The 13,117-nt window shown below is 69.7% G+C and carries 14 protein-coding genes; 9 read left to right on the top strand and 5 right to left on the bottom strand.

Features of this window, described 5'->3' with window-relative positions:
• Positions 1-38: 38 nt before the first annotated feature.
• Both AB0H36_RS27260 and AB0H36_RS27255 read right to left on the bottom strand, forming a co-directional pair.
• Positions 39-1,448, bottom strand: a complete 1,410-nt coding sequence (locus AB0H36_RS27260) for a metallopeptidase TldD-related protein (RefSeq protein WP_360529223.1) — start codon at positions 1,446-1,448, stop codon at positions 39-41.
• Positions 1,445-2,962 carry a TldD/PmbA family protein gene (locus tag AB0H36_RS27255; RefSeq protein ID WP_360529220.1) on the bottom strand — a complete coding sequence of 506 codons (1,518 nt, stop codon included), beginning with the start codon at positions 2,960-2,962 and terminating at the stop codon, positions 1,445-1,447. Before AB0H36_RS27255 ends, AB0H36_RS27260 begins: the two co-directional genes overlap by 4 nt.
• A gap of 112 nt (positions 2,963-3,074) precedes the next feature.
• Here AB0H36_RS27255 and AB0H36_RS27250 point away from each other — a divergent pair, with 112 nt between their 5' ends.
• From AB0H36_RS27250 to AB0H36_RS27240, 3 genes are read left to right on the top strand one after another with little or no spacing between them, the layout of a single operon-like run.
• Positions 3,075-3,569, top strand: a complete 495-nt coding sequence (locus AB0H36_RS27250; protein WP_360529217.1) for a sigma-70 family RNA polymerase sigma factor — start codon at positions 3,075-3,077, stop codon at positions 3,567-3,569.
• Positions 3,566-4,237, top strand: a complete 672-nt coding sequence (locus tag AB0H36_RS27245) for a hypothetical protein (protein ID WP_360529215.1) — start codon at positions 3,566-3,568, stop codon at positions 4,235-4,237. The genes AB0H36_RS27250 and AB0H36_RS27245 overlap by 4 nt, the downstream gene beginning before the upstream one ends.
• A 49-nt stretch (positions 4,238-4,286) precedes the next feature.
• Positions 4,287-4,925 carry a hypothetical protein gene (locus tag AB0H36_RS27240; RefSeq protein ID WP_360529212.1) on the top strand — a complete coding sequence of 213 codons (639 nt, stop codon included), beginning with the start codon at positions 4,287-4,289 and terminating at the stop codon, positions 4,923-4,925.
• Between the two features lie 4 nt (positions 4,926-4,929).
• Here the strand turns inward: AB0H36_RS27240 and AB0H36_RS27235 are convergent, their stop codons facing one another.
• From AB0H36_RS27235 to AB0H36_RS27225, 3 genes are read right to left on the bottom strand one after another with little or no spacing between them, the layout of a single operon-like run.
• A complete protein-coding gene (locus tag AB0H36_RS27235) occupies positions 4,930-5,640 on the bottom strand; it encodes a nucleotidyltransferase domain-containing protein (RefSeq protein WP_360529209.1) in 711 nt (236 codons plus the stop codon).
• Positions 5,641-5,682: 42 nt separating this feature from the next.
• On the bottom strand, positions 5,683-6,240 hold the full coding sequence (locus tag AB0H36_RS27230; protein WP_360529206.1) for an XRE family transcriptional regulator: 558 nt from the start codon (positions 6,238-6,240) through the stop codon (positions 5,683-5,685).
• Positions 6,237-6,905 (bottom strand): hypothetical protein, encoded by a 669-nt coding sequence (locus AB0H36_RS27225; RefSeq protein ID WP_360529203.1) that lies wholly within the window; start codon positions 6,903-6,905, stop codon positions 6,237-6,239. The genes AB0H36_RS27230 and AB0H36_RS27225 overlap by 4 nt, the downstream gene beginning before the upstream one ends.
• A gap of 36 nt (positions 6,906-6,941) precedes the next feature.
• On the opposite strand from AB0H36_RS27225, the gene AB0H36_RS27220 reads away from it, so the two are divergent.
• The 6 genes from AB0H36_RS27220 (at position 6,942) to AB0H36_RS27195 (ending at position 13,114) form a co-directional block, all read left to right on the top strand.
• Positions 6,942-7,427: a GNAT family N-acetyltransferase gene (locus AB0H36_RS27220; RefSeq protein ID WP_360529200.1), complete on the top strand. Its 486-nt coding sequence runs from the start codon at positions 6,942-6,944 to the stop codon at positions 7,425-7,427.
• Positions 7,428-7,546: 119 nt separating this feature from the next.
• Positions 7,547-8,476, top strand: a complete 930-nt coding sequence (locus tag AB0H36_RS27215) for an ABC transporter permease (RefSeq protein WP_360529197.1) — start codon at positions 7,547-7,549, stop codon at positions 8,474-8,476.
• Positions 8,476-9,471: an ABC transporter permease gene (locus AB0H36_RS27210; protein WP_360529194.1), complete on the top strand. Its 996-nt coding sequence runs from the start codon at positions 8,476-8,478 to the stop codon at positions 9,469-9,471. Before AB0H36_RS27215 ends, AB0H36_RS27210 begins: the two co-directional genes overlap by 1 nt.
• Positions 9,464-10,462: an ABC transporter ATP-binding protein gene (locus AB0H36_RS27205; protein WP_360529191.1), complete on the top strand. Its 999-nt coding sequence runs from the start codon at positions 9,464-9,466 to the stop codon at positions 10,460-10,462. The genes AB0H36_RS27210 and AB0H36_RS27205 overlap by 8 nt, the downstream gene beginning before the upstream one ends.
• Positions 10,455-11,468, top strand: a complete 1,014-nt coding sequence (locus AB0H36_RS27200) for an ABC transporter ATP-binding protein (protein ID WP_360529188.1) — start codon at positions 10,455-10,457, stop codon at positions 11,466-11,468. Before AB0H36_RS27205 ends, AB0H36_RS27200 begins: the two co-directional genes overlap by 8 nt.
• Positions 11,438-13,114 (top strand): ABC transporter substrate-binding protein, encoded by a 1,677-nt coding sequence (locus AB0H36_RS27195; protein ID WP_360529185.1) that lies wholly within the window; start codon positions 11,438-11,440, stop codon positions 13,112-13,114. The genes AB0H36_RS27200 and AB0H36_RS27195 overlap by 31 nt, the downstream gene beginning before the upstream one ends.
• Positions 13,115-13,117: the final 3 nt, after the last annotated feature.

The following is a 13,117-nucleotide window of genomic DNA, read 5'->3' as shown; positions in this document are numbered from 1 at the left end:
GGGCGTTGTGCTGTCCTGTGGATTCCCCTGTGGATAAGTCAGCTGGCCTGGCTGACCGTCGACATGTTGAAGTCCGGCACGAGCAGCGGCGGCGTCGCGGTTCGCGAGAAGTAGTCGCCCCACTCGCGCGAGAACGACGGCACGGTGGCGCCGGCCTGGGTGAAACGGGCCAGCAGGTCGACCGGGCTCTCGTTGAACCGGAAGTTGTTCACGGCACCGGTCACCTCGCCGTTCTCGACCAGGTAGACGCCGTCCCGGGTCAGCCCGGTGAGCAGCAGGGTCTGCGGATCCACCATCCGGATGTACCAGAGGCAGGTCAGCAGCAGCCCGTGGTCGAGCCCGGCGACCAGGTCGTCGGTGGACCCGCTCGCGCCGTCGACCGTCAGCACGTAGTTGTCGATGTCCGGCGTCGCGGTCTGCGCACCGATCAGGTCGGCCGTGTGCCGGCTGGTCATCAGCGTCTCGAGCTTGCCGCTGCGGATCCAGTCCGTCGCGCTCAGTGTCAGCCCGTTGTCGAACACGCTGGACGAGCCGCCGGACGACCGGGCCACCGCGAATGGAAACGTCTCCAGCCCGGGGAACTGCGGGTCCGACCGCAGGTGCACCGACTGCGGCGACAGCACATCGCCGACCCGCGTTCCGCCTGACGGTTTGGCGAACACGCTGCGCCCCTCGAACGCTTCCCGCCCGTCCAGGCACCAGTAGAGGTACGTCGTGAGGTCCGCAACGGCAGCCGGTGGCAGCACGGTCGCGTGCCGGCCGGCGTCCACCGACACGGTCCGGCGGGCCCAGCCGAGCCGACGGGTCAGTTCGGTGTCGATCGCATGCGCGTCGATGTCGGTGAAGTCGCGGGTGGCGGCGCCGACCCAGGCGGACTGGCTGAGGTCGCCCGACTTGCCGGTCGCGGTGACGAACCCGCGGGGGAGTGCCTGCCGCAACCGCAGTCCGGCGGACGAGCCGACGTACAGGGTGATGACCTGGTGGTCGGCGAAGCCGTAGAGCCAGCGGTTCTCGTGGCCGGCTCGCTTGAGCGTGTCGCCGAGGGCGGGGGCGAACTTCTCGTAGACGCTGACCGAGGTCTCCTCGGGCTCGGCGTCCCAGTCCGTGCCGGCCGAGCCGTCGATCAGCGGGCGGGCGTCGTCGGCCGGGCTCGACGACCGTGCGGTCGCCACCGCGGCCGACACGATGTCCCGCAGCGACGCGTCGGTGACCGAGGAGCGGCCGACCACTCCGGCCGCCGTACCCTCGCCGGCTCCGACGGTCGCGATCACGGTCACGCTGGAGCCGCGCATGGCCCCGTTGGTGGTCAGGGTGTTGTTGGCCCAGCGCAGGTTCGTGCTCGAGGTCTCGGTGACGATGACGACGCAACCGTCGGCGCCCTCGGCCGCAGCCAGGGCGAGGCCCCGCTCGATCGTGTCCTGCGGGGTGAGCTGAATGGCGGTCGTCACCGGCCGGCCTCCTGCGTGGTGTTGAGGATGTTGACGCCGCGGAACAGGGCGGACGGGCAGCCGTGGCTGACGGCGCCGCTCTGGCCGGGCTGGGCCTTGCCGCAGTTCAGCGCGCCGCCGAGGACGTACGTCTGCGGGCCGCCGATCGCCTCCATCGAGCCCCAGAAGTCGGTCGTGGTGGCCTGGTACGCGACGTCGCGGACCTGGCCGTCCAGCTTGCCGTCGGTGATCTTGTAGAACCGCTGGCCGGTGAACTGGAAGTTGTACCGCTGCATGTCGATCGACCAGGACTTGTCGCCGACGATGTAGATGCCGTTCTGCACCCGGGAGATGAGCTCCTCGGTGGACGGGCCGTCGGGCGCGGGTTGCAGCGAGACGTTGGCCATCCGCTGGATCGGGATGTGGCCGGACGAGTCGGCGTACGCGCAGCCGTTGGAGCGCGGGGTGCCGAGCAGGTCCTCGTTGACCTTCGCCATCCGGCGGTCGACCTGGTAGCCGACCAGTACGCCGTCCTTGACCAGGTCCCACTGCTGGCCGGCCACGCCCTCGTCGTCGTACCCGACGGTGGACAGGCCGTGCTCGGCGGTGCGGTCGCCGATGACCTGCATGATCGGCGAGCCGTACTGCAGCGTGCCGAGCTTGTCGGTGGTGGCGAAGCTGGTGCCGGCGTAGTTGGCCTCGTAGCCGAGCGCGCGGTCGAGCTCGGTGGCGTGGCCGATCGACTCGTGGATGGTGAGCCAGAGGTTGGTCGGGTCGACCACGAGGTCGTAGGCGCCGGCCTCGACGGTCGGCGCGGCCATCTTCTCGGCCAGCCAGCCGGGCAGCTGGGCCAGCTCCTCGTCCCAGTTCCAGCCGGTGCCGGTGAGGTACTCCCAGCCGCGGCCGGCCGGCGGCGCGCAGGTGCTCATCGAGTCGAACCGGCCACTCTCCGCGTCGACGGCGAACGCGGTGATCTTCGGGCCGATCCGGACCCGCTGCTGCGTGTACGACGTACCCGCGGAGTTCGCGTAGTACTTGCACTCGTGGACCGAGGCGACGCCGACGGTCACGTGGGCGACGCCGTCGGCATTGAGCAACCGGTCGCTGTAGTCGGTCAGCAGCGCGATCTTCTCGGCGCGCGGCAGGCTGAACGGGTCGATCTCGTACGACGACACCCAGCTGACGTCGGTGTAGACGGGCTCGTCGGCCAGCTCGATCGTCTCGGCGTTGATCGGCCGGGACACCTGGGCCATGTTCACCGCCTGCTCGGCGACCTGGACGGCCTCGTCCTTGGTCAGCGCGACCCCGGCGGCGAAACCCCAGGTGCCGTCGTGGATCACCCGGACCGCGAGGCCGAGGTCCTCGTCGTCCTGGGCGTTCTCCAGCTGGCTGTCGCGCAGGGAGATCGACTCCGACCGGATCCGCTCCAGCCGGAACTCGGCGAACGTTGCGCCGAGGTTCTTGGCCCGTTGCAGGGCGGCCTCGGCAAGCTCATGACGGGGAAGGGCGAGAAAACTCGCATCGACTTCTGGCACATCACGACCCTATACACGGAACCTGGCCTGCGGCTGCGGTGTACTCACATTGTCAACAGGTTGACCAGGAGGGGCGATCAGCGGAGGCGGCGAGGCGGAGATCGTTGCTCGGGTGCGGGGCGGGGAGTCTGCCGCGTACGGCGAGCTGGTGGTGCTGCACGCCCAGGTGGCGAAGCGTACGGCGGTGTTCCTCGGAGCCGGTGCGGATGCGGAGGCGTTCGTCAAGGCGTACCGGGCGCTCGGGAGCTTCCGGGCCGGTGCCGCCTTCCGGCCCTGGCTGCTGCGGATCGTGGCCAACGAGACGCGGAACGTACTGCGGTCGCGCAGCCGCCGATCCCACCGCGAGGAGCTCGCCGCGCCGCTGGACGTCGTACTGGACCCTGCTGAGGAGGCGGTGTCGCTGGAGCGGCGGCGCGAGCTGCAGGCTGCAGTGCGGTCGCTGCCCGAGCCGTTCCGCCTGGTGGTGACCTGCCGCTACCTGCTGGACCTGGACGAGCAGGAGACGGCAGTGGTGCTCGGCTGGCCGCGCGGGACGGTCAAGTCCCGCCTGCACCGAGCACTGGGACGCCTACGGGACTCACTACCTGACAAGGAGGTGCAGCGATGAACATGGACGACGAGCTGAGGGCTCTCGGCCGTTCCACCGTCGTACCTCCGGTGGACGAGGGCTTGACGGCTGCCGTGCTGACACGTGTGGCCGACGTACCGATCCGGCGCTCGCTGCGGGACCGGTGGCGCACGTTCCTGGCCCTCTTCCTCGTGCTGGTCGCAGGTGCGGTCGCGACGCCACCAGTCCGGGCGACCGTGGCGGAGTGGCTCAATATCGGGGGAGTGCAGGCCCAGCCCGTCGCGAGTGCACCGACCAGTCCGCCGACCCTGCCCGCGGTCACCGGTGAGCTGTCGCTGGCGGAAGCGCAACGCATCGCGGGGTTCAAGCCCGGCGTGCCTGCTGAGCTGGGCGTACCTGCGGGGGTCGAGGCCTCACCGGGCTTCGTAGCGGTCGGCTGGGCCGGCGTACGGCTGGAGCAGTTCCGGGCCGAGGTGTCGCCGCTGTACGTGAAGAAGTACTACAGCAGCCTGCAGCATGTGCCGGAGCTCAACGGCTACTGGTTCGACGGTCCGCACGAGCTGGTGCTGGAAGAGGCAACCGGAACCGAGCGGCGCGTCCGCGTGGCCGGTCCGACGCTGGTCTGGGTGGACAGCGGCGTCACATTCCGCCTGGAAGGGGTCGCGGACAAGGCACGCGCGATCCGGCTCGCCCAGGGAACCTCGTAGCCGTCGGCGGTGTACCAGAGGTAGTCATCGTTCCCAGGGGAGGGCTGCCATGGTCCGCCGTACTCTTGCGTTCTGCATCGCGCTGTTAGCTGTCGCCGCCTTCGGAGCCGCGCCCGCCCAGGCCGGCGGGCCGACCAGCGTGGTGCTCAGCAGCCCGCCCAAGGTGGTTGCCATCGGCTACGAGGACAGCCAGTACGACGAGCTCCAGCGACTGACCGACGTCAGCGGATCACGCGACCCGGTCGGCAAGGAGCAGCACGAGGTCGGCCGGTTCGTCCGTGCCACCTGGCTGATCCACGACATGTCGGTCTGGCGGATCGACATCATCTACCCGGACGCGCCCGGCGGCCCCTGGATCGCGACCAGGGCGTCGCTGGACGGCAGCACGCTGCCGGAGAAGCCCGTCTGGCACACGGCCACCGACCGCGTGGCTCTGCTCAAGCTGCTGGGCTCCATGAAGCTGCTCGACGGCGACGCCTGGGGCGGTCCGACCGAGTCCTACGGGCAGGTCGACTCGGCTCCGGCTGCCGAGGAGCCGCCGCCGGCGGCGGCTGTAACCGAGACCACGGGCTTCTTCACCGGCTGGCGCTGGACCATCCCGGGCTTCCTGCTCGGTGCAGTGGCGGCGGTGGTCGCCGTACGGATGTTGCCGAGGCGCCGCGACTGGCAGCTGGTCGACGCCGAGTGACCGCTCAGACCGGCTGAGCGGCGAGCGAGAACCCCGCGAACAGCCTCCCGCCGTGCTGGTCGAGGATGCGGTCCACGTCCTCGACCAGCGCAGCCGTGTCTCGCACGCCGGCCAGCAACAGACGAGCGTGGTCTGTCCCGTGTGCTTCGTCGTACGACTTGAGCTCCCGCAGCAGCCCCTTGCCCGTGCCCGACCAGCGCTGCGCCCCAGTGAGCAGCAGTCGAGCCGCGTCCTGCCACAGCACCGACGCGATGGCCGTGCGTACGTCGTCGGTCGCAGCGTCCGTCAGGTCGTCCAGGAGACAAGTGATCCCGTAGCGGAGCAGCTCGAGCTCGGCGGTCGTCAGCGGCCGCGGACCGGCCGCGACCTCGTCGAGACAGGCCTGCTGCAGCCGTGCTCCGGACCCGTCGGTGTCGAGCAGCACAATCGACTCGCCGACGAGCCGCATCATGGTCGGCTGCCGCCGCTGCCGGTCCTTCTCGCTGAAGTGTTCGAGCGAGGCCTCCGTGTGCACGAACAGCTCAACCGGCCAGTCGCCGTACTCGAGCGACCGCCGCATCGGCGCCGGCGGACCGCTCAGCAGCACGGTGATGTCCAGGTCGGACGTCGAGGAGGCATCGCCGCGTACGACGCTGCCGCCGAGCCACGCTGCCCGCGCGTCCGGATACTCCTCGTCCACCAGTTGCCGTGCGACCTCCGCCGCGTCGATTGCCATTGCACCAGTGTCCGCTCGCCCGCTGCGCTGCTTCACCGAGTTTCAGGCCTGCACAGGGGAGGCGATGACGACGGTGACGTCGGCTGAGCTGTCGTTGGTGTGGTAGCCGTGCGGAGCGTCGCCTGCGAAGGCCAGCAGGTCGCCCTGGGCGAGCTGGCGGAGGTCTCCGGACGGTCCGGCTGCCAGGTGACCCGAGGCGACCAGCAGGTGCTCGTTGGTGCCCGGAGCGTGCGGTACGCCTTCCACTGAGGTGTTCGGCGGCAGGCGGAGTCGCCAGATCTCCAAGCTGTTGCCTCCACTGATCCGCCTGAGCAGTTCTCTGGTCGGTCCGTCGGCATCGGCCTTGGTCGCATGCAGGTGCAGCGTCCCGGTGTCGGTCGGACGCGTCAGCAGGTCAGTGAGGGGGAGTGCCAAGGCGACAGCGATCGCGTCGAGCGTGTCGATCGTCGGATTGCTGGCACCGGCCTCGAGCTGGGACAGCGTCGCCTTGCTGAGACCGGTCCGCCGCGCCAGCTCTGCCTGACTCATCCCGCGCTGCTGGCGCCGCCGCAGTACCTGCAGACCGGCCGCCGCGGCCGCACTGCTGACCGACCGCGTCACCGCAGCGGCCGATGCGTCGCCGTATAGGAGACGCGGATGCGCCCCTTCTTCACCTTCACACCGGAGACGGTGACTGCCGCCAGGTCCGCAAGGCTGCGTACGTGCGTCCCACCACACGGCGCCTCGTGCAGCTCTCCGATCCGGACAACCCGCAGCCCGTCTCGCTCGGTCGCACTGACGGCGAGGTCCGCAGCAATCGCCGTGTCCACACCTGCCTGGATCCGCTCGGCCGAGTCGGTCAGGTCGACACCGTCCTGCGCCGTGAACTCGATGCGTGCCTGCCCGGGGAAGTGGTTGTTGCCCGCCCACGTCCAGCCCAGACCACGAGCAACTCCGTCCACCACATGCCCCGCAGTGTGCAGAGCCGCATGCAGCAGCCGAGCCTCGGCATCCACCCGCGCCCGTACGACGTCGCCCGCGCCCAACCCGGTCGGCGCAGCAGTCGCCAGGTACACCAGCCCGTCCGCACCCCGCACAGGCACACCTTCGAAATCGCCGACCCAGCCGCGGTCCGCCGGCTGCCCGCCACCCTGCGGATGGAACAGGTTCTCCCGCACGGCAACTCCGGTGTCCCCGGCGGCGAGAACCCGCGTCACCACCTCGGTCAGGTAGCTGTCCTCGAGGTAGATCGGATGCTGGACACCCGGGGCAATCTGCTGAACCATACGTTCACTATATCAAACGCGGTTATGCTGGCGTTCGTGCAGAAGAAGCTGACCCTTCAACCCGCGGCGCCGGATGAGCTCGTCGACGTGCTCGCCGTATTGGACGAAGCCGCCGCCTGGTTGCGGGAGTCGGGGATCGAGCAGTGGCCCGACAGCTTCAAGGCCCGGTGGGTCGAGCCGGCCATCGAACGCGGCGAGACCTGGCTGGCGCGGATCGACGGCGAGGTCGCCGGGACGATCACGCTCGACTGGGACGATCCGCTGTGGGAAGACGCTCCCGGGTTGTCGGGCTACGTGCACCGGATGGCGGTCCGGCGCTCGGCGAGCGGCTTGGGCGCCGCGCTGCTCGACTGGGCGGCGGCGACCAGCAGCTCACTCGGCTGTCGCTATCTGCGGCTCGACTGCGTCCGGTCGAACAGCCGGCTCAGGTCGTACTACGAGGCCCGCGGCTTCCAGCACCACGGCGACGCCGAGGTCGGCGTCCCGCTGACCTGGGTGAGCCGGTACCAGCTCGCGCTCTGAAGCGAGCACAAACTCGAGTTGTCGAGTCGACATTCTCGCAATTCGAGATGGCACTCGGCTGGTGCAAGGATGCGGCCTAACGTTTGTCGGCTGCATGCATCGATCTGTCGGGAGTGCTTGTGAGTTCGTCGGTCGCGGGGACCGTTTCGCCGACCCGGCAGGCGTTGCGCCGGCTACGGCGTGATCGCAGCGCGCGCCTCGGGGTGGTGCTCGTCGCGGTGCTGATCCTGGTCGCGGCCGCGGCGCCGTTGCTGGTCAAGCTGGCCGGGCAGGACCCGTACACGTACCACATCGATCTGCTCGACCCGGCCCGCGGCAACGCGCCGAGGGGCCCGATGGGTGGCGTGAGCAACGAGCACTGGTTCGGTGTGGAGCCGTTGACCGGTCGCGACCTGTTCTCGATCGTGGTGCTCGGCCTGCGCACCTCGCTGGCCATCGCGATCGTGGTCACCGTCGTCACGACGGTGATCGGCACTCTGGTCGGCATCAGCGCGGCCTACTTCGGCGGCTGGTACGACGCGATCGTCTCGCGCCTGCTCGACTTCCTGTTCGGCTTCCCGCAACTGGTCTTCATGATTGCCCTGGGCATCGTTGTGCCGGCCGGCGTGCCGCGGGCGCTGCTGCTGTGCGGGGTGCTCAGCGTCTTCGGCTGGGCGACCCTGGCCCGGCTGATCCGCAACCAGGCGCGGTCGCTGGTGAATCGCGAGTTCGTCGAAGCCGCTCGCAGTGTGGGCTCGAGCGGCTGGCACGTGATCGCCCGCGAGCTGCTCCCGAACCTGCTCGGCCCGGTCCTGGTCATCGCGACGCTGGCGATCCCGGGCTACATCGGCGCCGAGGCCGCGCTGTCCTTCCTGGGCGTCGGCGTGCCACCACCGACACCAAGCCTCGGCCGGTCCATCTCCGACTCGATCGCCTGGGTCTACACCGGCGCGGATCCGTGGTTCCTGGTCTTCCCGGGGGCCGCGCTGTTCGTCGCCGTCCTCGGGTTCACCTTGCTCGGTGACGGCGTCCGGGACGCCTTCGACGTCCGGCTGAGGAGGACGCACTGATGCCCGACCTCGGCTGGTTCGTCGTACGGCGGCTCGCTGCCACCGTCCTGGTGATGCTCGCGCTGAGCCTCGCCGTCTACCTGATCTTCTACGCGATCCCGGCCGACCCGGCGCACCTGGCCTGCGGCAAGCCGTGTACGCCGGAGCGGCTCGAGCAGGCGCGGCACTTCATGCAGCTGGACCAGAGCATCATCCAGCAGTACCTGAACTTCCTCAGAGGCATCTTCGCCGGCCGCACCTTCGGCGAGGGCGCGGCGGTGCACTGCGAAGCGCCCTGCTTCGGCTACTCGTTCCCACTCGCCCGTCCGGTCACCACGCTGATCCTCGAACGGCTGCCCGTGACCGCCTCGATCGCGATCGGCGCCGCCGTACTCTGGCTGCTCGCCGGTGTCTCGCTCGGTGTCGTCGCCGCGCTGAAGCGAGGGAAGCTCGCCGACCGGCTGGCCGTCGGGTTCGCGCTGATCGGGGTCGCGTCACCCTCGTTCCTGGTCGGGCTGCTGGCCATCCTGGTGTTCGGGTTCTGGCTCAACATGGTCCCGGTCAACGGCTACGTCCCGTTCACCGAGAGCCCGGTCGACTGGGTCTGGCACCTGATCACGCCCTGGCTGGTGCTCGCGTTGCTGCAGGCGGCGTCGTACATCAGGCTGACCCGCGCGCAGATGCTCGAGGAGCTGAACCTCGACCACATCACCACCGCCCGGGCCAAGGGCGCGGGGGAGGCGCGGGTCGTCCTGACCCATGGGCTGCGCGGTGCGCTGGTCCCGATCGTGACGCTGTTCGGCCTCGACCTCGGCGGTCTACTCGGCGGCGCCATCCTGACCGAGAAGGTGTTCTCCATGCAGGGCCTGGGCGAGTTGCTGATAAGCGCGGTCGGCCAGCTGGACGTCGCCGTGGTGGTAGGTACGACGCTGTTCTCGGCCTTCCTGATCATCCTCGCGAACCTGGTGGTGGACATCGTGCACGGTGCGCTCGACCCGAGGGTCAGCCATGCCTGACCGGCCGGTGCTGGAGGTCCACGACCTGCACGTGACGTTCCGGACCGAGGGCGGCCTGGTCCCTGCCGTCGACGGCATCGACTTCGCGGTCGCGCCCGGCCAGACGCTCGCCATCGTCGGCGAGTCCGGCTCCGGCAAGAGAGTCAGCTCGGCCGCCGTGATGGGTCTGCTGGGGGCGAACGCCGACGTCAAGGGCGAAGTGCTGCTCGACGGCCGTGAGCTCGTCGGCCTGTCCAACGAGGAGCTTCGCAGCGTCCGCGGCAACGACATCGCCGTGGTCTTCCAGGACGCGCTGTCCGCGCTCAACCCGTACTACAGCGTCGGCTGGCAGGTCGCCGAGGCGTACCGCCTGCACCACGACGTGCCGAAGAAGGAGGCTCGCCGGCGGGCGGTCGAGATGCTCGACCAGGTCGGCATCCCGGACGCGGCCCGGCGGGCGAACAACTACCCGCACGAGTTCTCCGGGGGAATGCGGCAGCGGGTCGTGATTGCTATGGCTCTGGTGAACAGCCCGAAGGTGCTGATCGCGGACGAGCCGACCACCGCGCTCGACGTCACCGTGCAGGCGCAGATCATGCGGCTGCTGGAGGACGTGCAGGCGGAGTTCGGTACGGCGCTGGTCCTGATCTCGCACGATCTCGGGGTGGTCGCGGAGGCGGCCGACGACGTCCTGGTGATGTACGCCGGACGCGCGGCCGAGCGCGGAACGGTCCGCGACCTGTTCCAGCGCGCGGCGCATCCGTACAGCCTCGGGCTGCTCGGTGCGATGCCGCGGGTCGACGTACCGCCGAAGCCGCGGCTGACCACGATCCAGGGCAGTCCGCCGTCGCCCGGATCCGTCACGACCGGTTGCCCGTTCCAGCCGCGGTGCGCTTACACGACGCAGGTGGGTGAGCGCTGCATCACCGAGCGACCCGAGCTGACGCTGCGACCGGGCGAAGGCGATCACGAGGCCGCCTGCCATCTGGGGCGGAGGCCGGCCGTTGTCTGACGAACTGCTTCGCCTCGACGGAGTCCGCAAGCACTTCGGGGTGCGCGGCGCACCGTGGCGGTCGGGCAAGTCGGTGAAGGCTGTCGACGGAGTGGACTTCGTCGTCCGCAAGGGCGAGACGGTCGGCCTCGTCGGCGAGTCCGGCTCCGGCAAGTCGACGCTCGCCCGGGTCGCCACGCGACTGCTCGACCCGACCGCCGGCCGGGTCGCGATCGCCGGCGACGACGTCACGAAGGTGAACGGACGCAAGCTGCGGCCGGTGCGCCGCAAGGTCCAGATGGTGTTCCAGGATCCGCAGGCATCCCTGAACCCGCGGCAGTCGGTCGGCGCGATCCTGACCACGCCGTTCCGCGCGCAGGGCATCCGGCCGACCCGAGCACAGCTCGTTGAGCTGCTCCAGCAGGTGGGGCTGTCCGAGGAACACCTCGAGCGCTACCCGCACGAGTTCTCCGGCGGCCAACGCCAGCGCATCGGCATCGCGCGGGCCCTGTCGGTGAAGCCCGAGCTGCTCATCTGCGACGAGCCGGTCTCCGCGCTCGACGTGTCGGTGCAGGCGCAGGTGCTGAATCTGCTCGCCGACCTCCGCGACGAGCTCGGCCTGGCGTACGTGCTGGTCGCTCACGACCTGGCCGTCGTACGGCAGGTGGCGAGCCGGGTGGCCGTCATGTACCTCGGCACGATCGTGGAGGAGGGACCGGCGGCCCAGGTGTACTCGGCGCCGGCGCACCCGTACACGAAGGCCCTGCTGTCCGCCGTATCCGTGCCTGTGCCCGGGATCGAGCGGGATCGGATCGTGCTGTCCGGCGACGTGCCGACGCCGATCGACCCGCCGTCCGGCTGTCCGTTCCGGACCCGCTGCTACAAGGCCGAGGACGTCTGCGCGACGCAACGGCCGGTGCTCGAGCCCGTCGAGGACAACACCGAGCACCGGGCCGCCTGCTACTTCCCTGAGCCCCCCACCTCTGAGAGGACACTATGGAGCGCACCACCCGAGCGGTCGCGGTAGCGGCCGCACTGGCGTTGGCTGTCGCCGCCTGCAACGCCAATAATCAGTCGACGAGCGGCGGCGCCGGCAGTACGGCGGCAGCCGAGGCAGGCGGCACGTTCCACGTCCTCAGCACCAGCAAGGAGATCAGCCTCGACCCGGCCAAAAGCCAGAACCTGGGCACGAGCACGATCCACCTGGTGCTGCGCGGCCTGACTTCGTGGAAGACCGCGCCGGACAAGGCGGCCGAACTGGTCCCGGACCTGGCCACCGACACCGGCAAGGTCAGCGACGGCGGCAAGACCTGGACCTACAAGCTGAAGCCGGGTCTCAAGTACGCCGACGGGTCGCCGATCGTTGCCGCCGACATCAAGTACGGCATCGAGCGGTCGTTCGCGCCGGAGCTGTCCGGCGGCCTCGGCTACCACAAGTCACTGCTGGTCGGCGGCGACAAGTACACCGGCCCGTACAAGGGCGCCCAGCTGGCGTCGGTCGAGACGCCGGACGACTCCACGATCGTGTTCAAGCTGAACAAGCCGTTCGGCGACTGGCCGTGGGTGGTCAGCATGCCGGCCTTCTCGCCGGTGCCGAAAGCGGCCGACAAGGACCCGGCGCACTACGGCGAGGACCCGGTCGCGAGCGGCCCGTACCAGGTGAAGGCGTACACGCCCGGCTCGAAGCTGGAGCTGGAGCGGAACCCGAACTGGGACAAGACGACCGACCAGGCCCGGACCGGCCTGCCGGACGCGATCGTGATCGACATGGGCCTGCAGGCCGACGTGGTCAACCAGCGGCTGATCGCGGACGCGGGTGACGACAAGTTCGCCGCCGCCACCGGTGTCTCGGTGCCGGCCGCGCTGATCCCGACCGTCTCGGGCAACCCGGCGGTCAAGTCCCGGGTCGCGACGTCGCCGTCCGGCGCGCTGCAGTACCTGGCGATGAACACAAAGCGCCCGGCGCTGGCCAACCCCGAGGTCCGCAAGGCGATCCAGTACGCCGTCGACAAGCAGGCCGTCCAGGTCGCCGAGGGTGGACCGGAGTACGGCGGTGAGATCGCCACCACCCTGATCACGCCGGGCATCGAGGGCTACCAGAAGTACGACCTGTACCAGGCGCCGCCGCAGGGCGACCCGGAGAAGGCCAAGTCGATGCTCGCGGCAGCCGGGGTGAGCAACCTCAACCTGGTCCTGGCGGCCGACAACGCGTCCGGCCTCGGCGTCGCGCAGGCGATCCAGCAGGGTCTGAAGCGGGCCGGGATCACCGTCACCATCAAGCCGCTGGAGAGCGAGCCGCTGACCGACCTGATCACCGGCAACAAGCCCGACTTCGACCTGACCGTGTCGAGCTGGCTGCCCGACTACCCGAGCGCGCTCGGCAACATCCAGCCGCTGTTCGCGTCCTCGGAGGCAGGCAACGGCGGGTACAACATCTCGCGCTACTCCAACCCGGCGGTGGACACCGCGATCAACGCGGCGACGGCCGAGTCCGACCCGGCCAAGGCGGCCTCGGCATGGAGCGCAGTGGACCAGCAGATCATGAAGGACGCCCCGATCGTCCCGCTGATCTACGCCCGCAACGCGTTCCTGCACGGCTCCAAGGTGCAGAACTTCTACCTGCCGCCGTACCCGCCGTACCCGAACGTGCTGATCGTCGGGCTGAGCAAGTAGTGG

It is taken from the genome of Kribbella sp. NPDC050820 (assembly GCF_040653975.1).
In the GTDB taxonomy this organism is placed as follows: domain Bacteria; phylum Actinomycetota; class Actinomycetes; order Propionibacteriales; family Kribbellaceae; genus Kribbella.
This window is presented reverse-complemented; position numbering and strand designations above follow the sequence as displayed.

Excerpts from the sequence above, each read along its gene's own strand:
- AB0H36_RS27225 (WP_360529203.1), bottom strand. The coding sequence starts at position 6,905 with ATGGTTCAGCAGATTGCCCCGGGTGTCCAGCATCCGATCTACCTCGAG.
- AB0H36_RS27205 (WP_360529191.1), top strand. The coding sequence starts at position 9,464 with ATGCCTGACCGGCCGGTGCTGGAGGTCCACGACCTGCACGTGACGTTC.
- AB0H36_RS27195 (WP_360529185.1), top strand. The coding sequence starts at position 11,438 with ATGGAGCGCACCACCCGAGCGGTCGCGGTAGCGGCCGCACTGGCGTTG.
- AB0H36_RS27240 (WP_360529212.1), top strand. The coding sequence starts at position 4,287 with ATGGTCCGCCGTACTCTTGCGTTCTGCATCGCGCTGTTAGCTGTCGCC.
- AB0H36_RS27210 (WP_360529194.1), top strand. The coding sequence starts at position 8,476 with ATGCCCGACCTCGGCTGGTTCGTCGTACGGCGGCTCGCTGCCACCGTC.
- AB0H36_RS27245 (WP_360529215.1), top strand. The coding sequence starts at position 3,566 with ATGAACATGGACGACGAGCTGAGGGCTCTCGGCCGTTCCACCGTCGTA.
- AB0H36_RS27235 (WP_360529209.1), bottom strand. The coding sequence starts at position 5,640 with ATGGCAATCGACGCGGCGGAGGTCGCACGGCAACTGGTGGACGAGGAG.